The sequence below is a fragment of the Spirosoma soli genome, assembly GCF_042684525.1.
Taxonomy (GTDB): Bacteria; Bacteroidota; Bacteroidia; order Cytophagales; family Spirosomataceae; genus Spirosoma; species Spirosoma soli.
In genome coordinates, this window is sequence record NZ_JBHULN010000017.1 from 89,794 (window position 1) to 113,986 (window position 24,193).

The window sequence follows — 24,193 nt, forward strand, 5'->3', positions numbered from 1 at the left end:
AATAGTGTATTAAATACAATGAACAAGGCGAGCACACTAAAAACCTTTTTTTATGTGCTCGCCTTGTTCATCATCCTAAGCTACTTTATCAACTAGTTTCTACCACTACCCTGCGTAGCAGGTGGTTGGTTGGTTCGTCGTTGCTGTTGCATCGGGTTTTGTCCCTGCGTAGCAAATGGGCTTTGGCGTTGTTTAAACAATTGGAATCGCGTTGGTTGCGATTGACGAGGGAACGAGTTGTTCTCTGTGTCAATATCAGCGATTTCGTAGAATGGGTCAAGCGTCCACTGTGTAACTTTCTTACTAGTGGCAATGACTTTCTTAATGGATACGTCGTTAAACCGCCAGATCTCAGCCGGAAAACGAGCAACTGAATCTGTTCCATCTTCAAACTGCATACGCACAATCACTGGCATTGGTACACCGCCCTTATTCTTTAAGGAGAGGGTATATAAGTTCGTACCAGCGCTTGTTTCAAGGGCTTTACGTTCATCTGGGGTTAGGGTCGCCAAATAATCTTCATACTTCTTGCGGTCGGCGTCTGTAACAGCGTATGGGTCATAGCCGTTATAGAAATCTTTCATCGTAGAGTCTTTGGCTACCACAGTTTCTGCTTGAGTAGCAGCATCACGTTGTTTGCTAATCGTACCTGCACGACGCTTGGCTTCGGCCCTAGCCGCTGCTTTCGTAGTTTCTGGGTTACCTGAGTCAACCTGATACCAGTCAACTTCTACCAGATCCTGATCGACCGGTTCGACACCATAAAACCAACCTTTCCAGAACCAATCCAGATCTACACCCGATGCATCTTCGAGCGTACGGAAAAAATCAGCTGGTTCAGGGCTTTTGAACGCCCACCGACGCGCATATTCTTTAAACGCATAATCAAACAGCTCGCGGCCCATAACCGTTTCGCGCAAGATGTTTAGCGCTGTAGCCGGCTTTGCATAGGCGTTAGGCCCGAGGCTGATAACGTTATCCGAAGAAGTCATGATTGGCGACAATACCGACTTATCAGATTTCATGTAGTCGGTAATGTACTGAGGTTCGCCCCGGCGGCTTGGGAAGTTATAATCCCACTCTTTTTCGGCCAGATACTGGCAAAACGTATTTAAGCCCTCGTCCATCCAAGTCCACTGACGTTCATCGGAGTTGACGATCATCGGGAAGAAGTTATGACCAACTTCGTGAATGATTACGCCGATCATACCCGCTTTAGTCTGTTCTGAATACGTGCCGTCGGCTTCTGGGCGGCCACCATTAAACGAAATCATTGGGTACTCCATACCCCCTCCCGCTGTTGCATGACAGGAAATAGCTACTGGATACGGGTATTTAATGGTACGGTTACCGTATGACTTAAGTGTGTGCTCAACAACTCGGGTTGAATACTGTCCCCACAGAGGATTTCCTTCTTTCGAGTAAAAAGACATGCTCCATATTTTCCGTCCATCGCCATATACGTCGGTTTGCATAGCATCCCATATGAATTTACGGCTGCTGGCAAAGGCGAAATCGCGAACATTATCAGCCTTATAAATCCAGGTCTTCTTGCCTTTCACATCAGCAGGCTTCGCTTTTTCGGCAGCCTCTGCTTCGGCCTGGGTAACGATAACAACTGGCGTTTTAGACGTAGCTGCCTGCGCCAGGCGCTTTTGTTGGGTAGCGCTCAAGACCTGCTTGTAGTTTTGGCATTCGCCCGTTGAACCAACAATGTGGTCGCTAGGAACGGTGATGGCTACTTTGTAATTACCAAAAATAAGGGTGAACTCACCTTGACCTAAGAATTGCTTATTCTGCCAGCCGTTGACGTCGTTATAAGCGCACAAACGGGGGAACCAGTGAGCAATGAAGTAGTTTGAGTTGCCATCTTTGGGGAAGAGTTCGTAACCGCTACGGCCGTAATACTCAGTGATGTAATAGTTCCAGTCTACGTTAAATGCGTAACTCGCACCGGGTTTAAGCGGAGTTGGCAAGTCAATGCGCATCATCGTCTGGTTGATGGTGTACTTTAACGCAGTACCTGATTTTGCGTCTTTAACGGCGGTGATTTTATAACCGTATTTATCGGTTGCCTGCTGGCTGCTGCGTTCCCGAACCGATGTCAGGTTTTGCAACTGCCCAAAGCTCATACCGCTTTCGTTGATACCACCTGTGCGCGTTACGCTACCAATAGAGCCTTTTGCAAACAGGTTTTGATCAAGCTGAAGCCAGATAAAGCGTAGTTCGTCGGTTGAATTGTTATGGTACGTTACGGTTTCTGAGCCGATAATTCTTTGGTTTGCGTCATCTAGCTCTGCTTTGATGTCATAATCAGCGCGGTTCTGAAAGTAATCACGGCCAGGTGCACCCGCAGCGGTGCGGAATGTGTTTGGTGTCGGTAGCATTGGGCCGAGTTGCTCAAAGCGTGTGTTGGCATTCTGCGTTGGGGCAGTTGGGGCTTGAGCCTTTGCTAACCCAGTTGAAATGGCCAAACCTACTGCCAGCAGAATTATCTTTTGCATAAGATAGGTTGTAGTTGTTGATTTAAGTTGGTAAAAATACAGAAAAAGCAGTTTGTATTTTTTATTACAGCAATGGTAAAGCTTTTTGGTAGGAAAATTTAATTGCCATCGGGCCGGATGTTCAGGGTTACATCTCGAAATTATAGCAACGAGCATCGATTGTAGTTAAATTAGTTCGGCTAGATACTCATTGTTCAAAATGAGCGATATGGCCATACCGGCTACAATGCCAGAGATAATGAGCGTCCAACGGAGTCGGCTACTACGTAGAATGTCTAACACGACATAAGCCAGCGCTAATACAAGGCTCACAATCACCAATTGACCAACCTCTAAACCTATATTGAAGGCGAGCAAAGGCTTAATGATGGTAGCTTCGCGCCCTAAAAGACTACGCAGGTAATTAGAAAAGCCCATTCCATGAATTAGACCGAAGGTCAGCGCTAAACCATATCGCCAGGAGGTGTTGGTTTGCCGGGTGGTAGACGATAATCTTGATTTAGGCTCCTGATAGAAGAAGTTACTGATGGCAGTAATCAAAATTGTAATTGGAATAAGCAACTCGATCAACTCAGTTTTGTAATTGATAAGTTGTAGCGTAGCAAGAGCAAGCGTAATTGAATGCCCTACCGTGAATGCCGTCACCAAGAGTAAAACCTGCCTCCATTGTTGTAAAGTATATACAGCACAAAGGGCTATAACAAATAAAATGTGATCGTATCCGCTCGGATCCGTAATGTGGTCGAAGCCTAAGCGTAAGTAGATCAAAAAATCATCCATTGGTTAGCAACGTAAAAAATAAGTGCTGGGGTAAGAATAAAGCTGCCATAAAGTACGCTTGGCTTTACTCAGTTTTGAACCAATCGGCATACATAACATAATTATTTGCCGTGCGCATAAATATGTCGGCTTGTTCGGTGGAGACCGCTTTGAGGAACCGAGCCGGGTTACCTGCGTAAATTGAGCCGGGCGGAATCACCGTGTGTTGAGTAACTATAGCACCGGCGGCAATGATGCTGCCCGTACCAACAACGGCTCCATCCATAACGATTGCCCCCATTCCAATCAATACTTTATCTTCTATTGTGCAGCCGTGTACTACGGCATTGTGAGCAATTGATACGTAATTGCCAAGTTGGGTCTTGTACTTTTGGTAGGTACAATGAATGACAGCGCCATCCTGGATATTACAACGATCGCCGATTGTGATAGAGTTGACATCGCCCCGCACGACGGCATTGAACCAAACGGTACAGTCGCGTCCCATCATTACTTCGCCAACGATGGTAGCATTGTCGGCGAACCAGCAGTTCTCGCCAAAAGTAGGAGCAATTCCACGAACAGGTTTAATGAGTGCCATGCTGCAAAAGTAAGGTGAAGTCTACGTTTCTTCACGTAGGAACTTAACTGCACAAAAAACAGCGGCTGGTTTGTTAAACCAGCCGCTGCCTGACAATCAATAATTAAGCTATTTCTTGGCCTTATCTACCAATTTTTCTATAGCCTCCTCGACATCATCGACCGTCCGATTAGCTTCCCGTTTTACTTTCTTAAAATCATCTTCGCTCGACCGCTGCACTTTATAATACGAATCGGATAGCTGACGACGCTTATCTTCGAGATCTTTAATCCGGTCTTCGCGGTCTTTACGATCCTTACGGCTTTCGTTTTTTACTTCTTGTTTAGCATCGTCAATCTGCTCATCGAGCTTGTCCATTTGCTCTGCAATGCGGTCAGACAGATCACGCCGATCACGTTCCGTTGCTCGGTTGCTGTTCCGGTCATCGCGGTCCCGATCGTCATCCCGACGGCTGGTGCGGTCATTACGGTCGCGGTCGTCATCACGGTTGCTTGAACGGTCGCTTCGGCCGCGATCATCATCCATACGGCTGTTGCGATCATCGCGATCTCGGTTGTCCCGGTCACGGTCATCGCTCCGGTTAAATAAGCCAGATAGTCCACGCCGTTCACTACGGTCGTTATCACGATCGTCGTCTCGGCGATCGTCGCGATTATCATACTGGTCCCGATCGCGGTCATCCCGATTGTCTCGGCCATCACGATCGCGATCATCGTAGCGGTCGCGTCGATCGTAGTCTCGATCATCGCGCCGGTCCGAATCTCTCCGGTCGTTATAGCTGTACCGATCGTCACGATTCCGGTCGTCGTCGCGGTCACGGCGGTCGCGGTCACGATCATCATACCGATCCCGATCTTCTGAACGACGATCATACCCCTGGTCTCGGTAACTATTGTAGTCGGAGCGGTCATTGTACGAATCACGATCGCTGTACCGGTCGCGGTCGTCCGATGAATAGCGATCGTCATACGAGCTGCCACCCGACATCCGACTTGGACGATCGTCGCGGTCATCCGACGACCGGTATGAGCTGCCGTAGGGATTGCGATAAGAATCTGATGAATTATAGTCGCGTGAGTCGTTCCGCGATCTGTCGTTGCGGCTCATGCGTTCGTCATCGCGGTTACGAGGGCTGAACAAGCCGCCCTCACTACGACTGTCATCTCGTTCATCACGATCCCGACGGCTGAATAAGCCTTCCCGATCATCATTATTGTTACGACGGCTCCGTGAGTCACGGTTGTCGCGCGAGTTGTTCGTACGATCCTCCTGTACTATATCTTCCCGACTGTTCTTCGAGTCTTTATATAACCAACTCTCGAACGAAGCGCAGGATGATAAACCGACTGTGGCAGCTAGTAATGCCGCTACCACCCATGTTTTCCTTTTCATAACGTTGTTTCATTTGTTAATAATGACAGTTAAAAAGGCTCAAAAAACGTACCAGTGCCTTTTTAAGGTAATCAACAAACGAACACCGTAAATGTTGGGACTCCATTCCACACGATTTGTAGAGTAAAGTCCCAATAAATACTATTGGGAATGACCTTATTGCAATAATAATGGCCGGTTCAGACGAGGCTCTAACGAATTACCACCATTCCTGCACCGTGGTAGCTGCGATAATCTCCGTTGTACATAGCGTCAGCTGATACGGGGCCGATCACAAACCGGCCTTTTGATACTGCCCGTGCCAAGTAGTAGAATGTTCGTTCTGTGCCACTTGCGGAGGTGTAGAAGTTGATTCGGTCGTCGCGGAGGTCGAAGTGATCCGGCTGCGTCGGCTTTTTAATCCAGGCTAAATCCCGCTGGTTCCCGCCCGATGCGTCAAGCAGACGCGGGTTTTCGACCTCTAAGCCCGCTGGTAATAAGTCGGTAACAACGACGTTGTCGACGTTGAGGCCATTCGTGCTGACCAGCGTAATCTTGACAACGACCAAGTCATTCTGCCGGAGATTGTCGATCGGTTGTCCATCACGATTTAAGTATTGCCGACGTACTTGTAAGCCGTTATCCTCTTCGGCTATCTGACTACTAACGGGAACACCCTCACTTTGTCCGAAATAATATACAGTGCCAGACCCTTTAGCTGCTACCAGTAGTGGCAAGTTAGTGGGCACTCGTTTGAGACTTAACGACGCATTATTCATAGTGCCTAGCGATTTGCCATTTGCTGTTAATGTAGCTGTCGCCGTGTTGCTCGCGTTCTGACGGGCCAATTTGCCTAAAGCCAGAAACGCAAAGGCCGATTCCTGGGTGTTCAGATATGTCGACTGTCGCAAGGCATTCGATAGTTGCCGGGCGAGTTGAGGAATCTGAATATTATCGCGGTCGGTGTCGACAAGCGCTTCGAGTACTAGAGCCAGGTTGCGTAGGGGAGAGGCATAACTGCCGCCCGTTTGCCGCCCGGTTGTGTTGTCGGTAAAGCGTTTAGGCAAGAGCGACGCATAACTACGTGTGTCGCCGATTCGCATAAAGGCCGTTGCCAGTAAATAGCGACTGTCGGATGTTAGCAAGCCTATGTTCTGCTTATAGTAATTCATGGCCGGGCGATTCGGCTTACCAGCCGTTGCCAGGACATAGAGGCCATAGATACTTGTTCGGCTCGCTACTGAGCGTGCTGTTCGCCCCCCTGATTCGTCAAACGCAACCTCGTTTTCGGTAACGGGATTGCTGGTAAAGGTTGTCAGATAATCTAACGCCGAGCTCAAAACCGACGAGCGTACTTCAAAGCCCGCTTCCTGGGCTTCTGTCAAAAAATGTACCGCGTAGGCGGTCGCCCATGGATCTACTTGTGCCTGGCCTGGCCACATGCTAAACCCGCCGTTTGCCGATTGTAATCCTTCAACCGTTTGAACCGCCTGGCGGACGTTGGTGGTAGGGTTCATGTCACTATCTCCCGAACGGACAAAGTACGTACCGGACGCTATCTGTTTAGTTAGATCAGCGAAATAAAGCTGCGGAAACGCTTTCGAAATCGTTTGCTCTATGCAACCGTGTGGATAACCTAGTAGATACGATAACTCGCGGCCATATTGTGCTACTGGCGAGCGGCTTAGGGTAATGCTGGCCCGCGCTGTACCGGGCAGGAAATTGCCTGCCAGTTTTAACGTTTGGGTTTGGCCGCTAGCTACTGCTCCTGCCAGGGTGGTTTTTTGTAAAGAAGCCGCCGGGCGTACCGTTACGTCTGTTTTCTCCGTGAACGTTTCTCCCAACCCATTGACCGTCACGACGACTGCTCCAGCGCCAATGGCTTGTTTAGCCGATATTCTAAAAATCATACGGCTTTCCCGACCAGGCTGAATCGTTACTCTCTGCATGTTCAGGCTATCAACAGTGAGCGGGCCAGACACGGTTAGGCGGGCAGTGACAACGGCAGGTTTACTGGTTGTGTTGCTGAGGTTAACGGGTAGTTCAAGCTGATCACCCGGCGTTAAGAAACGCGGAACACCTGTGCTAATGACAATGGGGTCGGCCACTTTCATATTGCTGTTCGACGTACCGAATGCGTTATCTTTGTAAGCGACAGCCATAACCCGTAGGTCACCCGAAAACTGAGGGATGTCAATCGTAAATTCTGCTTCGCCGTCTAAGCCTGTGTCCAGAATGCCACTCCACAGCGCCACTAATCGAACCCGACCATTGCTAAGCGGGTTAACCCGCCGTTCGAGATCGTAACCATCGCCCCCAACACTCGACTGCGAAGACCGTAGAGACAGTTCAGGATAGAGCAAGGCGTACAGATCGTGGCTGCCAACCTCTAAGGCCCGCTTCTGATAAAAGAAACCGTGTGGATCAGGTGTTTTAAAGTTTTTGAGTTGCAGAATACCTTCGTCAACCACGGCAACCGTTACCTGAGCGTTACGAGCGGTTTTTATACGAATAGTCTGCTTAGTTTTTGAGCGTGATTGGGTAGCGGCTGTAATGGTTACAGGGAGCTGCGTGTAATTATCCTGAACAGCTACAGACGCAAATCCGTGGGCTACTGTCAAGGGCAAGTTTGCATCAGCGCGATTGCCAGGGTCGATGGCTCGGATAAGCGTTGCCGTAACGTATACGTTAGGCAGGTGCTCATCGCCAACGGCAAAGCTCCACTCGGCTGATTTGTTCGTAGTTGTCAGCCAGTGGTGTTCCAAAACGCGATTTCGCTCAATAGTCACCAACAGCTTACCTTCAAAAGGTGCCTTGAACAAGACATTAGCTTTGTCGCCGGTTTCATACATTGGTTTGTCGAGCGTCATCAGAACCTGCCCTTCCTGACTAACTTCAAAAGATGAAGCCGAAGTATTGCCGTATCCATACGCGTAGAAGCCAGTGGCGGTGTAATGAGCGGCTAAAGCATTGGGGCTTGCGGCTTTATATACTCGAATTTCGTACTCTCCCGAAACGGTTGGTACGTAGCGGAATCCGGCTCTGCCTGCTTTAAATGTAATCGTGTTGGTGTAAACCTGTTTTTCGCGTCGTTTCGTAGTGTACTTAATCGGGCCATTTTCTCCTTCTGTCCCCTTTTTTTCAATAACAGTTTGATAGTCATACCGTATTACTTCAACGGTTGCCGAAGCCGAAGGGCGTAGACTTCCGGTTGGATCGAGGGCGACCAATTCGGCGGCAATGGGTACGTTCGTTGTAATGTAACGATCTGGCAGCCGAACACCAAAGAACGTGTCCTGGGTTAACACATCAAAGCGACGAAGCCGGTTAACGGGGCGTCCATTCTCATCAAAAACAGTTATAAATAGCTTAACTTCCAGTAAGCCAATATCTTGATATACGGCTGGAATCTGGAACCGCTCGGTAGCCTGCCCATTTGCGTTGGTACGTCCCTGGCGAAGATCTTTGGGAAACGAGGCCGGATCGCCGGACCGTTCAGTAGGTATGTCAAAACTGTAGTCTTCATAACCTTTGGGAGCAAAGACTTTCCGTTTCAACTGTAACTCCATTTCATAAGCCCGGTCAGAAGCCGGTGGGCCAAACAGATTCAACGCCGTGGCTGACAGAGTAATGGTCTGACCCGATTTGTAGCTGGTGCGGTCGGTTAGCACATCGACTTTGATACGGTCAGGAATAAACTCTTCGACGCTGATTGCTTGAGAGGCTAACAAAACGTTATTGGCGTTCAGCACCTCAACCGTGTAGCTGCCCGTAACCGCGGCCGGATCGAGTACTACGTCTGTCGTGATGGCTCCCTGCGCGTTGGTTGTTTTACGAAAGGCGCGATACTCACGACCATTGGGTAGCAGCACTCGAATCAGCACCGGAATTTCGCCCGGCGTGGATAGTCCCGGCGTGGACAGGCCCGGCGTGGTTTTATCGGTATTCAATCGAGATTGTGTCCGGACAATGGTGTTAAAATGAATCGTTTCGCCGGGGCGATAAATGTCACGGTCGCCGTATACGAAGGCATCAAAGCCCGATTCGTTGTCGCGTTTACCTTCTACCTCAAAGCGCGAGGTTTCTACCTGTGTGTCATTTAAGAATAAGAAATTGAAATCATCGTCGGTGCGAGCCGTCAGCAAGGCAATGGTAAAGCCGGGCGCTTTCTCGCTTACTTTCTCAAATTTAACAAAGCCAGCGCCATCGGTTGTTAAGGTGTAAACCGACTGGTTATTGCTACTGACGAGGGTGATCTCAACGCCCTGTACCGGTTCGGCCGTACGAATCGAATTGGCCCATACCAACACTTCATCCTTTGTTTGCCGGGCTATCAAACCGATGTCAGACACCGACACAAGCTGGCTGGCTTGTAAATACGCTTCGTTTTTAGATCCAACTGACACCAGATAAATTCCACGAAAGTTATTGTTCTGGTCAGGCAAGGATACGTTCAAGGCTGAAACGCCCCGTACTTTAGGCAGATCCGCTGTTTCAACCGTTTTATTTACGAGCACGTCACTTAAATCACCGGCCTGGTCGCTGTCGTAATTGTAAGTCCCATTGGGCCTCCATTCTCCGCTGGCTGTTTCCGCGTATTCTTCATAGCGGTTAGAGCGGAGATAACCCAGGATATTATTCTCGTACAGTTTTGCAATTTTTACTTGCACCTTCGGTACATTGACAATATTCAGTCCAATATTTCGCGCTCCCTTCGACGATAGATAAAGCGCCTTCTTGTTTGCAAACTGAATGCTGGCGGGCATCTTGCCAAAGAATAAATCACGCGTTACGGGCTCATCAAGTTTGGTGTTCAATACGCCCCGGATTTGGTCAGTGAGGGTAAGAACATAGGTGTCTGTCTCGTTGAAGTTGCCGCGTATGATAAAGCCGTTTTCGGTTAACTCAGCGGTTGTTTCGGTTTGGGGCTGAACGGTGTAATACTGACTAAGGTTGCCGGGTTGTAGCTCCTGCGTGGTAATGACCCGCACTACTCCCTGAAGACCGGTGGCCTGACTGTTCTCAAAACTCGTTTGAACATCAGCGATCTCAACCTTATACCGGGAAGGAATCGTGCCGGTTGCTTCAATGGCTTCTTTACTTGTAAAAGCCGTATTCGGCACTTTCAACCCCCCGTTAACCTTTACGGCTAGGGGCTGCTCGTTCTTAATGGCGGGGGCGTTAGATAGGGTTAACGAAACATTGTTCTGTGCTTCATTTTGTGCTACCTGAGCGGTTAAAGGTTTGTCTTCTGTAGAAATCGCTAATTTTTCTGATACCTCTGCCGACCGAACCGGGTAGTTAAAGTTGAGCCGTGCCTTCGCTACAGGTTGCCCGGTTTGCGGTGAGCGGGCCCACCAGCTTTCGAGATTAGTGAGTTGCAGATAGGGCGTATGAAACGCAATCACATCGCCCGTTACGTTCAGGTCTTTTTGATCGGTTCGCTGCAGCAGATCGTTCGTTAGTTCGGCCCGGTAGTCGGTTGCTGGTTCAAAGGCGACGGCAGGCGAGAAAACCAGCTCGTTTGGGGCTGTCCATTTAAATTTTCCACGAACAGCCGGCTTAAATTGAATGTATTGGGTAGAGTCCCACTCATCGAACTGGCTAGTCGGTCCTACGTTTTTGTTGAACGTAAACGTTAAGTTTTGGGTCTGTTGAACTTCATCGTCGAAATTTCGGCCCACAACTGACAGCTCGTTGAAGGGCAAGCGTTTGCAACCAAAAAAAGAAAGAAAAAGGCCACAAACTATTAGCCCGCCAACAGGGTGGTATTTAGGAAAGCGCATTTTCATGAGTGAAGCGGTGAGCAATCAGATACAAATAAAAAAATCAGCCAAAGTTGATAAGCAAGTTGGCTTTTCAATACATGACTTAGTAAGCGGTAGTCAGTTCTAAAAGTACGATTCTGGCTATGGTCCCTTGCCGGAATCGTAATCTTATGACGAAACCCTGAACCAACAAACGGCTATTCGTTTTTAATCAGAATTCGTAAATCCGTGTTGCGCCCTTTGTCGTCAGCGCAGGAGATTTTTAGTGCACCAGCCCTCGGTTTGAAGAATACCGCTTTGGTTGGACTGGCTTTGCAATAAAGCTTGTCGTTCAGGTACCAAAACACCGTTTGCACATCGCTGGCAGCCTGGCAACCCAGTTCCATTTCTACTGATTGCTTAGGATTGATATAATATTCACTGCCATTATTTAAGCTCGTGATTTGTGGACCAGCATTGCCAAACACCCGCTCGCAAGCTGGATTATGAGGGGGCGCTACGTCGTACGGAATGTGCTTGCTCTGGTAGAACGCGGCAACCTCGGGGGATACGTTGGCGTAAAACCGTCGAACAGGACGTAACGTACCAGCGTCATCGTCGGGACGACAGTGGGCGCAGTACGATAGCGTTCCGGCAGGATTAGTAAAGACCGCTTTTCGATGCTGGCAGCGTCGGTGCCGCGAGACGCCCATGATGTAGTAGTCAGTTACTGGGTTGTCGCAAGACTCATCAGGTATATCGCCACTTTCCGGGCAGATAAGGCGCATCGCCAGTTTTGATGAAGATTTGGTCTTGGACGGCTGCAATCGGCGATTGGATGAGTTATAATCGAGGGCGTTGAACAGTTGAAATAATAATGGAGTCGCCGTATTAGCTCCGCTTAACTCGGCTATACCTACGCCCGAAAAGTTGCCAACCCATACGCCAATGGTGTAACGTTGATTGTATCCAATACTCCAGGCATCGCGTCGACCGTATGACGTTCCGGTTTTCCAGGCAATTCGGGGGAGGTGATAACTGTTGTCGAAATTGTTTGGTAAGTCAGGGCGTGTGATTTTGGATAAGGTTTGCGTGACGAGGTAAGCTGCTTCGGAAGAAAGCACGGTTACGGCTTCAGTAGAGCTAGAAGCTCGGTTAGTTTGTAGAATTTCGCCACCAGAGCTTGTCTTATCCGGGACAAGGAAGCGTAGCGGTAGAATAGTGCCTCCGTTGGCAAAGCCAGTATACAGCCGGGTCATTTCTTCTAATGTGACCCCACAGCCACCTAAAATCATCGAAAGGCCTAGCTCCTTAGCTTGTCGTTTAACAGTCGAAAAGCCAGCTTTACGTAAGGTGGCTACTAAAGTTGGTGTTTCAATCTCCTTCAGTAAGGCAACCGCCGGAACATTAAGTGAATTCGCTAAGGCAAACTCAGCGGTCACCGGACCGTTAAACTTGCGGTCGTAATTATCGGGTTCATAACCGCTGAAGTTGGTCGGCACGTCCGACAGCTTGGTTTTTGGGGTAATGATGCCGGCGTCAAAAGCTAAGCCGTATAAAACGGGCTTCAACGCACTGCCTGGCGATCGTATGGCCTGAACACCGTCGACCTGACCACCGTCGAAAGCATCGGTAAAGTTGGCCGAACCTATGTAAGCGACTACTTCCTGCGTTTGGTTATCCACAATCAGAACGGCCGAATTGTGGATATTCAGCGCCCGAATCCGGTTTGCGTAGTTCTGCACCAGCCGCTCGGCGGTAGCCTGTACGTTTGGGTGCAAACTCGATTGAATAACGGGCAGGTCTGGGTTTTCGGCCCGCAGCCGACGTGACAGATGCGGAGCCAGTTGCGGAGCGTCGTGGCGGTAAGCCGTGAGCGGCTCGTTGAGAGCGTCGCTAATGGCTGCATCGTCGAACAATTCTGACGAACGGAAGCGATTCAACCAGCGATTTCGCTCCTGAACGACTAATGAGTTGTTACGCCCTAACCTCAAGCTTGATGGACGGTTTGGTACAATCGCTAGAGTGGTTATTTCTGCCAGACTCAACAAAGTGGGCAACTTGCCGAAATAAAGCAATGAGGCCGATTTCAAACCTTCAATGTTGCTGCCGTATGGTATCAGATTTAGGTATAGCTGTAAGATCTCATCTTTAGAATAGTGAACTTCGAGTTGTAACGCCCGGAATAACTCAACGATTTTGCTCCCATACGTTCGCTCACGAGGCTCTAACAACCGCACTGTTTGCATCGTGATCGTTGACGCGCCTGATGTCCGCCGACCTGTTAAAAGGTTACGGCCTGCAGCGCGCAGCATAGCAATCGGATTAAAGCCAGGGTGATAATAGAAATATTTGTCTTCTTTGTGCAGGATAGCCTCGCGAAGTGTAGGGGTAATTTCAGAAAGCTCGGTATACAATCGCCACTTATCGTCCCGACTGAGGAAGGCATGAAGGACCGTGCCATCGCGGGCGGTAATTAGCGTAGAATAGGAAACTCGTGTGTGGATAGGAAAGAAAATATCTAGGCATATGAACAGTAACAGGAAAACCGCTACCCCCTTCATTAATCGGGATTTTCCCATTCGTTGTGCCGCTAAACGAACGTTTTTTACAATTGACTTAAACATTTTCGTCTCCTTCCTGCCTTCTTCGCGTTCTTTGTAGTACTAACAGAGTATCTGGGCGATGCAAATGTCTGTTAAATCCCTTAATCAACGAAAGCACAGCTTACATCATGACTCTTCAGTTTTTCGGAGCAGCCCGTACCGTAACGGGAAGCAAACACTTACTCACTACAACGCAGGGAACCCAGATCCTACTCGATTGCGGGTTGTTCCAGGGCATCAATACCGACGAGTTAAATCAGCAGTTTGGCTTCGATCCCGCTACCGTAGATTACATGGTGCTATCGCATGCCCACATCGACCACACGGGGCTGATTCCGCGCCTTGTTCGCCAGGGTTTCAACGGGCCTATTTACACGACCTCGGCCACGGCAGACCTCTGCGAAATTATGCTGATGGACAGCGCCCGTATTCAGGAACGTGATTTGGAGCGGGTAAATAAGCGACGGCGTAACCGGGAGCAACCTGAGTTGGAGGCTCTCTACGACGAAGATGATGTGCGGCAGGCGCTAGACCAGATGCAGCCGGTTGAGTATAATAAACCATTTGTCATCTGTGATGAGGTGACGGGGCTATTGACCGACGCTGCTCACTTATTGGGAAGCGCGTCGGTTAGCCTGACAATCCGGGAGAAGAGCTCGACCGGTGCCATAGCAGAGAAACGCTTATTTTTTAGCGGTGATATAGGTCGACCCGACGACAAGATTTTACGTAAGCCTGATCCGTTTCCTCAGGCTGACTACATCATCTGCGAATCGACCTACGGCGACCGGCTCCACGAAGCCGAGCCCGACATGAAAGCGCATTTGTTACGGATCGTACGAAAGACCTGCGTCGAAAAACAGGGTAAGCTTATCATCCCTGCCTTTGCCGTCGACCGAACGCAGGAATTGATTTATGCACTCGACCAGCTATCAAGCGAAGGCCGCCTGCCACGTTTACCCGTCTACATTGATAGTCCTATGTCGGTGAAAGCCACGGACGTTATGCGCCAGCATGAAGAAGATTTCAACCCGGAGATTCTGGCCTATGTTCGTAAAGATGGGGATGCCTTTAATTTCCCAAACTTACACTATGTAGCTGATGTTGAAGCCTCAAAAGCCATTAATACTAAAACCGAGCCATGCATCATTATTGCACCATCGGGTATGGCCGAAGCTGGACGAATAAAACATCATATTAAAAACAATATTGAAAATCCGATAACAACAATTCTGCTGGTAGGCTATGCCTCGCCAAACAGTTTAGGTGGTGCCCTAAAGCGGGGAGACAAAGAAGTCAGTATTTTTGGCGAACGATATGAGGTAGCAGCCCGGGTCGAGGTTATGGACTCGTTTTCGGCGCATGGCGACTATCAGGAAATGTTACATTTCTTAAGCTGCCAGGACCCTGCTCAAGTCAAGACTGTGTTTCTGGTACATGGTGAGTACGACAAGCAAGTGATCTGGAAAGAGAAGTTACAGGCTGCCGGATTCCGTCATGTTGAGATACCGGAGATGCAGCAAAAAGTAGAACTATAAATAAAATACCCCGGCTTATGCAACCGGGGCTGGATACTTTCAGGAAAGTCGGGTAGCGTCGTCAGGCAAACCTGGCGCGCGAAAAACAACGGTTCAACACAACGCGATACACTTTACCAAACTGGGCGTAACACCAGCGTTTAAGTTGCTTTACTTCGTCGGGGATAAGCATTTGGATAGCTTTGGCCAGTTCTTTTTCGAACAGTGCTTTATCAAAACTTACCTTCTGAAGGATGGTTTTGATGTACTCAAGCATGGAAAGCATGGTCTGTCGTAATTATGGTTAAAGAAGCTGATGATAAATGAAAGAGGTATACAGGTTCGTTAATGCTATAATAACTAAAATCGTAACGGCTTGTTCTGTGATTTGTTGCAACAAAATAACAATCAACTTTGCAGTATTCCGCAACTTTCTTGTATTATTTTACTGCTCTTGTGGTTTTGTTTTTTCACAATCTGTTGATAATCTTGTATCTATCGAATTAAGCCAACCTACTTTTCCGATTGAACGGCCTTTCACTATATCTGTTATAATTTCTAAAAGTGACAGTCGCCCGACGGTTTCTTTTCCCGACATTCCAGGCTTCTCGAAAAGAGGAACATCAGCAAGTGTAACAACTACTGACGTAGCCGGAAAAATGGTTACTAATCAGATTATTACGCAGAACTATCAGGCACGAGCCCCAGGGCGTTTTTTGCTAGCCCCGTTTGAAATTACAATCAATGGCGAGGTTGTCCAGTCAAAAGGAGCCTTATTAGTCGTTCAGCCACCCACGACAGCTTCAGCACCGACGAATGCAACCCAAATAACGGTGTCCAACGATGCTGCATTTGTTTCGTTGCGAACGTCGAAAAGCTCGATATTCGCTGGCGAAGGAATTGCGTTAACCCTGTCGTTCTTCGTCGCCGACAACTATCCTTACGAACTTAGTTTTAAGTCCCTCGATCAGCAGTTACAAAACATCACGAAAAGCATCCGACCTACCAATGCCTGGGAAGAAAACCTGGCAATAACCGAGCTCAAGCCGATTTCTATTTTAATCAAGGGGAAAAAATACCGGGAGATTCGGCTGTTTCAATCAATATTCTTTCCGCTGTCGAGCCAGCCATTGCGATTACCTGCCGTATCCATATGGCTAACACAAACCCGGACACCAGCCTCCCAGGCTGAGAAAGTTGTTTTTACCAGCCGACCTGTTACCGTTGCGGTTCGGCCGTTACCTTCTCATCCGTTGCGAGGTCGGGTACCGGTTGGCGCTTTTAGATTAGAAGAAAGTCTTGAACGGCATCGGGTTGGAGTTGGTCAAAGTACCCGTTACACCTTTGCCATAACCGGAGAAGGTAACATAGCTACCTTACCCGCTCCTACCCGGCTAGAAGAAACGACTAGCGTTGATGTGTTTCCACCCGAAGAACGCCAACAAATCACTCGTTCTACTGATGGTGTGACCGGGCGTAAAACATTTGCGTATTTTATCGTGCCCCGCCAAAACGGAATACTTTCACTGGCAAATCAATTTCAATGGATTTACTTCGATCCTGAAACTGCCCGGTATGACACACTTCACCCAAACTTACAGTTGCAGGTAGGTGGTAGTCTGGCCGTTGTAAACAATACGTCTGCGTCGGTTAATGCGGCTGATACGGATGGAGATGTTGCGTCCGTAAGTCCTATCGGCAACTCTCTTTACCAAGGTATTGAAGCACTTGATAGCACTCATCAACCAATCAGTATTGCCGTTTTAGTCAGGTCTATTGCTAATGTGGTACTTGTATTGATGTTGTTAGGGATGATTTTTGTATTTTTTAAGAAATAACGCTTGTCGAGGAGATACAGCGAAAAACGAGTAAGCATGAGCAGTACCTACGGAATACTATTTAAGATTTCTACGTTTGGCGAGTCACATGGGCCAGGTATTGGAGTGGTCATTGACGGTTGCCCGGCGGGTTTAACATTCGACACAGATTTCATTCAGCATGAATTAGATCGGCGGAAGCCTGGTCAGTCGCGCATTACAACCCAACGGCGCGAGGCTGATGAGTTCGAGGTCTTGTCGGGTGTGTTTGAGGGACAAACACAGGGTACACCTATTTCACTACTCATTCGTAATACAGACCAACGGAGCAAAGACTACGGCCACATTGCCGAACAATTTCGGCCATCGCACGCTGACTACACGTATCAAACCAAATACGGTTCGCGGGATTACCGGGGCGGAGGCCGTTCGTCGGCGCGTGAGACTGCGGCCCGGGTGGCTGCCGGAGCTGTTGCTAAATTACTGCTGGCGCAACAAGGTGTTCAGATTCAGGCCTATGTCTCGCAGGTTGGTAAACTGCGGCTCGAAAAACCTTACCAAGAACTTACCCTGGCTTTGGCCGAGGAGAACGCGGTACGTTGCCCCGACCCAGAAACGGCCGAGCGGATGTTCCAATACATCGACGAAACCCGGAAACGAGGTGACTCAATCGGAGGTGTTGTCGATTGTGTGATAACAGGCGTTCCGGCTGGGTGGGGTGAGCCCGTTTTTGACAAGCTTCATGCCGAACTAGGTAAGGCGATGTTGAGCATTAACGCTGTCAAAGGCTTTGAGTATGGCAGTGGTTTTGCAGGCGCGGAGCTATACGGCTCAGCGCATAATGATGAATTCTATACCGATGCCGATGGGCACGTCAGAACCAAAACTAATCACTCGGGCGGTGTTCAGGGAGGGATCAGCAACGGCGAAGATATTTACTTTCGCACAGCCTTTAAACCCGTTGCGACCATCATGCAGGACCAAGACAGCGTAGACGTACATGGGCAACCCGTAACCGTTTCCGGTAAAGGGCGTCATGATCCGTGCGTAGTTCCCCGAGCCGTTCCGATTGTAGAATCGATGGCGGCATTGGTGCTGGCTGATATGTTTCTGCGGAACAAAGCGTCGCGGGTGTAACACACGCTTGATAAGCTGCTTCTGTGTAGGAGAAGCAGTATCATTGCTGACCTGTTCTGTAGAAGGTTGTTACTTCTTCTTAAATACAGATTGCATAATCGCGAAGCCAAGAAACCCGAATCCCAGCGCCTGGGCAATGATGCCGATAGTCAGTAACGTACCGGCCCAGGTGGTGCTTTTGAGGGCAGCGCCAAGAAGCAGTAAAACAATACCACCAAGCCAGAATCCGGCAGCCAGTACTATGTATTTGTTTCTGATTGTAATCATGTCTGCTCTTAATTAAAATACCGTAGCGTTGTTAAAACCCGTTGATTATCGATTTGTCTTTTCGCCTTAGTTCACAAATTCTATTCCTAACCCTTTTGCCAATAGTATCTGTTGGCCAGGAAACGCTCCAGCGTTTCTCGTTTAAGCGAGGATTGATGGGCACACAATTTAATGTGCTGATTTACGCGCCTGATAGTTCAGTTGCCAATCGAGCTAATGCGGCTGTCTCCGCACGAATGGATTCTTTAAATCAGATTATGAGCGATTACCTGGACGGCTCCGAAATTAATCGACTCTCGGTAACATCGGGCTCGGGTAAATGGGTAAACGTATCGCCTGAGTTGTTTGAGGTATTGCAAAAGGCTAAACAGATTGCCCGAATTTCGCATGGTCGCTTCGATCCAACAATAGGTCCCTTGTCGTTGCTTTGGCGAAGGGCGGTTCGACGGAAGGAGTTCCCTGGCGCCAGGGAGCGCCGACGTGCCCACCGAGCTGTTAGTTATAAATTTATGGACCTGGACAGTACATCACGAACCGTACGGCTGCGTCGACCAAAGATGCGGTTGGACGTTGGCGGCATTGGACAAGGATATGCCATTGACGAAGCGCTAAAGGTGTTGCATCGTTTTGGCATTCAATCCTGCTTGATTGATCTCGGGGGCGATGTGCTGGCGGCTGATGCGCCACCTGATCAAGCCAATGGCTGGCGAGTAAGCATTGGTTCGCTTGAAACTAACGACACGGCGACAATCTCGCTCAAAAACGCAGCGATTACCACGTCCGGCGATACGTACCGGCACTTCGATTATAAAGGCCGACGTTACTCGCATATTATGAATCCACGCTCTGGTTTGGGGTTGCGTCACTTCGTACGGGTAACCGTGTTAGGACCGGATGGGTATCGGGCCGATGCCTTGACTAAACTGTTCAGCGTAGCGGGTTGGCGAAAAAGCCGAAGATTACTGACCCGTTTTCCCGGCGTAGAGCTGTCTATCCTCGAAAACAAGAACGGCCGACTACGCAAATGGCAGTCGGCCGGTTTTCCGAACTAATATAGAGTTTGTTACACTGCAATTGTTTTTCCCGGTACCGCAATCTGATACAATCCGTTAGCGTCTGGCTGGCTCTTAGGTATGGCGTCCCAGGCTAGTTTTTCGGGAAACAGATCAATTTGCGAGTTGAGTGCTTCGTCCCACTTAATTACTTTGCCCGAATAGGTAGCCATCCGGCCCATGATAGCTGTCATAGTACTTTTGGCACCGTTTTCAGCATCTGCAAATTTGTACTGTCCCTTCGCAATGGCGTCGAACAGCTCGTCATGCTCAATTTGGTATGGGTTACCATCTGCCTTGCTGTTATGCGCATAAATAGGCTGGCTGCTGCCATACGCCATAAGAGCGCTCTTTGCGCCAAATGTATCTATCTTTCCCTTCGTGCCAAGAAACATTTCGTCTACCTTACTGTAGGTTCCTTCATAATGGCGACACTGGCTATTGATGGTTGTGCCATCAGCGTAGGTGAAATCTACAATGTGGTGATCAAAGATTTCGCCATCGTCTTTGCCGTTCCGGACCTGGCGACCGCCTGTACCCTGACAAGAAACGGGGTAGCCTTTCTTCACCCAGTTGGCTACATCGATGTTGTGAATATGTTGCTCGTTAATGTGATCACCACAGAGCCAGTTGAAGTAATACCAGTTTCGCATCTGGTAATCCATTTCAGACTGATTCGGTTTACGTGGTTTATGCCATACGCCACCACTAATCCAGTAAACCTGACCGCCAACAATGTCACCAATGGCTCCGTCGTGAATGCGTTTGATCATTTCGCGATAAACCGGCTGGTAGTGCCGTTGCAAGCCGACAACAACATTTAGCTTTTTCTTTTTAGCCTCTTCGGCTACCGCCAACACTTTCCGAACGCCCGGCGCATCGGTAGCAACTGGCTTTTCCATGAACACATGCTTGCCCTGACGTATGGCTTCCTCAAAATGACTAGGCCGGAAGCCCGGCGGGGTCGCCAGAATAACAACGTCGGCTAAAGCAATGGCTTGTTTGTAGGCATCGAAGCCCACAAATCTATGATCTTCTGGCACGTCTACTTTGGGTGTGCCATCGGCGGCTTTCAGGCTACGTTCAGTAAGGACTTTGTAAGCGTCATCTAACCGATCCTGATAGGCATCGGCCAGGGCTACGATTTTGATGTTCTGCTTTGTGCTGAGCGCTTGTTGGGCAGCGCCCTTACCGCGCCCACCACAGCCAATAAGGGCTACTTTGATGGTATCGTTGGCCGAAAAATGATAGCCTGCTGTCGCTCGTGCACCAAACGGCAAACTACTTAAAATGGCTCCGCCGGTTAACAGACCCGAAGTTTTCAGAAACTCGCGACGGTCCTGGTTCGATTCGTTTGTCATGTAGGTAAAAGTATCGGTTGAAAGATAAGATGCTGTTTACGGAAAGACAGCTGCTGATCGAATTTACCCAGAACATGAGCAAATTATGGTTATCAATAGCCTGCAAGTCAGGTAAATCTTTACTTAGCAGCTTGGTCTTGGATGGCCTATAATCTACGCGTTACTACCGATACTTTATAGGAATAAACGTATACTTTAACTGGTATCTACCCTTGAATAACTGGCATAGGGTTAGTCAAAATGACTTTTTTAGAAGGAACAGTTGAAAATTGTACCAAAACTTTTTAGTTAATCGCAAGAAATTTTTGCACTAAACCCAGGATTATCCGTATGTTTAGCGCACAACTAAATGGTGTCATATAACCTACGTTTAACTTGGCTATCTATGCGTAAAACAATTACAAATTCACTATTATACTCTTGTCTGTTCTGTTTAGTGAGCGCTGTAACATTTGCTCAAACACGTATTGATGGGAAAGTAACCGACGAGTCTCAGAATGGATTGGCTGGCATCAGCATAGCCATTAAAGGTAGAGTTGCCGGAACCATTACCGATCAGAAAGGCGCGTTTTCACTAACGACAAGTACACCTACTCCCTTCACTATCGCCGTAACCGGAGTCGGTTTTCAGACACAGGAATTTACCATCAACGGTAACCGGACCGATTTGAATGTCAGCTTAAAAGAGCAGGTTACACTAGGACAAGAGGTTGTGGTGGCGGCTTCACGCATGGCTGAAGATGAGCTTAAATCACCGGTCAGTATCGAAAAGATGGATGTTCGGGCGATTCAATCGGCCGCAACACCAAGCTTTTATGATGCATTGCGTAATCTGAAAGGGGTAGAGGTTAGTCAGCAAAGCTTGAACTTTAGCTCGGTCAATACACGAGGGTTCTCTGGTAATGGTAACGCCCGATTGGTGCAGATGGTTGATGGTATGGACAACCAGGCGCCTGGGCTGAATTTTTCGGTAGGTAATATTGTGGGTATATCCGAACTGGATCTTGAAAGCGTTGAAATGTTACCCGGTGCCGCTTCCGCTCTTTACGGTCCCAATGCTATTAACGGATTATTGTTGATGAATTCCAAAAGCCCTTTCCTGTACCAGGGGCTTAGTGCACAGGCCAAATTAGGCGTTATGAGCGCTACCAATCGTACAACAAAAGAAGGAACTCCACAAATCAACACGCCTTACTATGACGTAGCTATTCGATACGCTAAGGCTTTCAACAACCGATTGGCGTTTAAACTAAACGCTAACTATCTAACAGGCCAGGATTGGCAAGCGACCGACTATCGCGATCAGAGCTTTTACAATGGATTTACCCCTTCGACTGGTAACCGGCAAAATAATCCTGGTTATAACGGTGTAAACATTTATGGCGATGAGAATTCGTCGGGTGTCAATCTAGGCAACTTACAGCCAGCTTTACAGGCGCTTTTGGCATTAGGGTCAACACCCGCTGGGTTAGCGGGCTTACAAGCGTTTAACCCGCAACTCGCCCAATTAGTGGGTGGCATTAATCAGTTTTCTGCTTCTACGCGCATTCCGACTAGTCAGCTAATCAATGATGTGCTGTTGCCAAGAGGTAAAATTGTGTCCCGTACGGGGTATACTGAACGCGACCTAGTAGACTATAATACACATAGTTTGAAGTTAAACGGAGCGCTTCATTACCGGTTTAACGACCGTGTCGAAGGCATTTTGCAGGCTAACTGGGGCAGCGGTACAACCGTCTATACCTCTTCAGACCGCTATTATATTAATAATTTCCGGTTAGCACAGTATAAGGCTGAGTTGCGTGGAGCTAACTTCTTTCTGCGGGGTTATACCACTCAAGAGCGATCTGGCGATGCTTATGCCGCCGGTTTGCTTGGGTCATACATTCTGGAGGCCTGGAAACCCAGTGCTCCAGCAGACGCTAGCAATTTGGCATCTGTAGCGGGTGCCTGGTACCCTCAGTACGGCTTAGCCTATGCAGGTGGAGCCTTTCAAGCATTTTTCCCTGCTTTTCAACAGGCGCTAACTTCAAATCCAACCAACCCGGCTGCGGCCTATCAGGCGGCTGTTGCGGCCGTAAGTGCACCAGCCGTGCAAGGTCAGTTAGGGGCAGTCGCTTTGGCAGCTGCCGACAATGGTAAACCTGTTCCAGGCTCACCAACTTTCAATCAATACGCCGACCCCATTAAACAGACTCCTATTGCGCGAGGAGCGAAGTTCTTAGACCGTACCAACCTTTATCATTTCGAAGGGATGTATAACCTAAACAGTGTCATCGATCCTAAAGTAGTGGACATTACGGTGGGAGGGAACTACCGCATCTATGACCTGAACTCAGGCGGAACGTTGTTCCTGCAGAAGCCCGATGGCGGTGAGTATAACATCAAAGAATATGGCGGTTATGTACAGGCCATCAAGTCGTTTCGGGATGTGTTGAAGCTAACCGGCTCTATGCGTTACGATAAGAATGAAAACTTCCAGGGTGTGTTTAGTCCACGTATCTCAGCTGTGTTGACCGTGGCGAAGAATCATAACTTCCGGGCTAGCTATCAGACGGGCTTTCGAATACCAACGACGCAAAACCAGTATATTAACCTGAATACACCCGTATCTCTTCTGATCGGTGGTTTGCCTATCGTCAGAGACCGGTATAATCTACGCGATGGCCGCACAACGATCTTCGGTACGACGACGGCTTACACGTTTCCTGAATTTAAGCCTGAACGCGTGCTGACCTATGAAGTAGGCTACAAAGGATTGATTTCAAATAAGCTCCTGATTGATGCTTATTATTATAACAGCCGAATGCGCAACTACATCGGTGCTGTTATTCTTAGTAACCCGAGTGTTGGTGTGCCTATTCAAACGCCCCAAAACTATGATAAGGACATTAACTACCAGGGTTTTGGCTTGGGACTGGATTATTTGCTGCCTCGTAATTTTACGATAGGCGGTAACATTTCTAATACTACGTTAAAAGCAGGTGGGGTAGGATTGTTTGACAGTAAGAAGAACCTGAACGTACTTGACGATGGTTTCCAGATCGGGTTTAATACGCCGAAATACCGGTATAACGTAACTGTCGGCAACCGGAACATCAACGGAACTGGTTGGGGCTTTAACGTTACCTGGAGACACCAGGACGCTTTCTTGTGGCAAGAATTAATCCAACCCGTGCAATCTCGTACGCTGGAAAATAGCCTTCAGGTAATTATTCCAGCGGTTAATACCCTGGATGCCCAGGTGAGTAAGAAAATTCCGTCTATCAAATCTATCCTGAAAGTAGGCGGTAGCAATATTTTGCGTAAGCAGTATACCACGGGTTGGGCCAACCCAACCATTGGCGCCATATATTACGTTAGCCTGACGTTTGATCAGCTGCTTAATTAAAAGTATTAAGTAAACTGCTCCAACAAAAAAGGGTCACTTACACGAGTGGCCCTTTTTTGTTGA

At 48.5% G+C, this 24,193-nt stretch carries 14 protein-coding genes; 5 read left to right on the forward strand and 9 right to left on the reverse strand.

The genetic code is table 11. The annotated features are described in order from the left end of the window. Positions 1-92: 92 nt before the first annotated feature. From ACFSUS_RS22380 to pbpC, 6 genes are all read right to left on the reverse strand, one after another. Positions 93-2,504 (reverse strand): M1 family metallopeptidase, encoded by a 2,412-nt coding sequence (locus ACFSUS_RS22380; RefSeq protein ID WP_381526002.1) that lies wholly within the window; start codon positions 2,502-2,504, stop codon positions 93-95. A gap of 165 nt (positions 2,505-2,669) precedes the next feature. Then, a complete protein-coding gene (locus ACFSUS_RS22385) occupies positions 2,670-3,284 on the reverse strand; it encodes a HupE/UreJ family protein (RefSeq protein WP_381526004.1) in 615 nt (204 codons plus the stop codon). 64 nt (positions 3,285-3,348) lie between these two features. After that, on the reverse strand, positions 3,349-3,864 hold the full coding sequence (locus ACFSUS_RS22390) for a gamma carbonic anhydrase family protein (protein WP_381526006.1): 516 nt from the start codon (positions 3,862-3,864) through the stop codon (positions 3,349-3,351). Between the two features lie 108 nt (positions 3,865-3,972). Further along, complete coding sequence (locus tag ACFSUS_RS22395) at positions 3,973-5,256, reverse strand: hypothetical protein (RefSeq protein ID WP_381526008.1); 1,284 nt, start codon at positions 5,254-5,256, stop codon at positions 3,973-3,975. Positions 5,257-5,447: 191 nt separating this feature from the next. Then, positions 5,448-11,021, reverse strand: coding sequence for an alpha-2-macroglobulin family protein (locus ACFSUS_RS22400; RefSeq protein WP_381526078.1), 5,574 nt, complete (start codon positions 11,019-11,021; stop codon positions 5,448-5,450). Positions 11,022-11,200: 179 nt separating this feature from the next. Further along, on the reverse strand, positions 11,201-13,564 hold the full coding sequence (gene pbpC / locus ACFSUS_RS22405; RefSeq protein WP_381526009.1) for a penicillin-binding protein 1C: 2,364 nt from the start codon (positions 13,562-13,564) through the stop codon (positions 11,201-11,203). Between the two features lie 152 nt (positions 13,565-13,716). On the opposite strand from pbpC, the gene ACFSUS_RS22410 reads away from it, so the two are divergent. Further along, positions 13,717-15,126, forward strand: a complete 1,410-nt coding sequence (locus tag ACFSUS_RS22410) for an MBL fold metallo-hydrolase RNA specificity domain-containing protein (RefSeq protein ID WP_381526011.1) — start codon at positions 13,717-13,719, stop codon at positions 15,124-15,126. Between the two features lie 61 nt (positions 15,127-15,187). Here ACFSUS_RS22410 and ACFSUS_RS22415 read toward each other — a convergent pair whose 3' ends face one another. Beyond that, complete coding sequence (locus tag ACFSUS_RS22415; RefSeq protein ID WP_381526012.1) at positions 15,188-15,391, reverse strand: hypothetical protein; 204 nt, start codon at positions 15,389-15,391, stop codon at positions 15,188-15,190. 97 nt (positions 15,392-15,488) lie between these two features. Between ACFSUS_RS22415 and ACFSUS_RS22420 the strand changes: the two genes are divergently transcribed. Continuing rightward, on the forward strand, positions 15,489-16,943 hold the full coding sequence (locus ACFSUS_RS22420) for a BatD family protein (RefSeq protein WP_381526014.1): 1,455 nt from the start codon (positions 15,489-15,491) through the stop codon (positions 16,941-16,943). A 36-nt stretch (positions 16,944-16,979) separates the two neighbouring features. Next, positions 16,980-18,059: a chorismate synthase gene (gene aroC / locus ACFSUS_RS22425; protein ID WP_381526015.1), complete on the forward strand. Its 1,080-nt coding sequence runs from the start codon at positions 16,980-16,982 to the stop codon at positions 18,057-18,059. A gap of 69 nt (positions 18,060-18,128) precedes the next feature. Here aroC and ACFSUS_RS22430 read toward each other — a convergent pair whose 3' ends face one another. Then, positions 18,129-18,326, reverse strand: coding sequence for a hypothetical protein (locus tag ACFSUS_RS22430; RefSeq protein ID WP_381526017.1), 198 nt, complete (start codon positions 18,324-18,326; stop codon positions 18,129-18,131). Positions 18,327-18,421: 95 nt separating this feature from the next. Between ACFSUS_RS22430 and ACFSUS_RS22435 the strand changes: the two genes are divergently transcribed. Beyond that, positions 18,422-19,378 (forward strand): FAD:protein FMN transferase, encoded by a 957-nt coding sequence (locus ACFSUS_RS22435; RefSeq protein WP_381526020.1) that lies wholly within the window; start codon positions 18,422-18,424, stop codon positions 19,376-19,378. 11 nt (positions 19,379-19,389) lie between these two features. On the opposite strand, the gene ACFSUS_RS22440 is transcribed toward ACFSUS_RS22435, so the two are convergent. Next, complete coding sequence (locus ACFSUS_RS22440; protein ID WP_381526022.1) at positions 19,390-20,739, reverse strand: Gfo/Idh/MocA family protein; 1,350 nt, start codon at positions 20,737-20,739, stop codon at positions 19,390-19,392. A 385-nt stretch (positions 20,740-21,124) separates the two neighbouring features. Here ACFSUS_RS22440 and ACFSUS_RS22445 point away from each other — a divergent pair, with 385 nt between their 5' ends. After that, entirely contained in the window at positions 21,125-24,130 is a 3,006-nt protein-coding gene (locus ACFSUS_RS22445) for a TonB-dependent receptor domain-containing protein (protein WP_381526024.1), read from the forward strand. Positions 24,131-24,193: the final 63 nt, after the last annotated feature.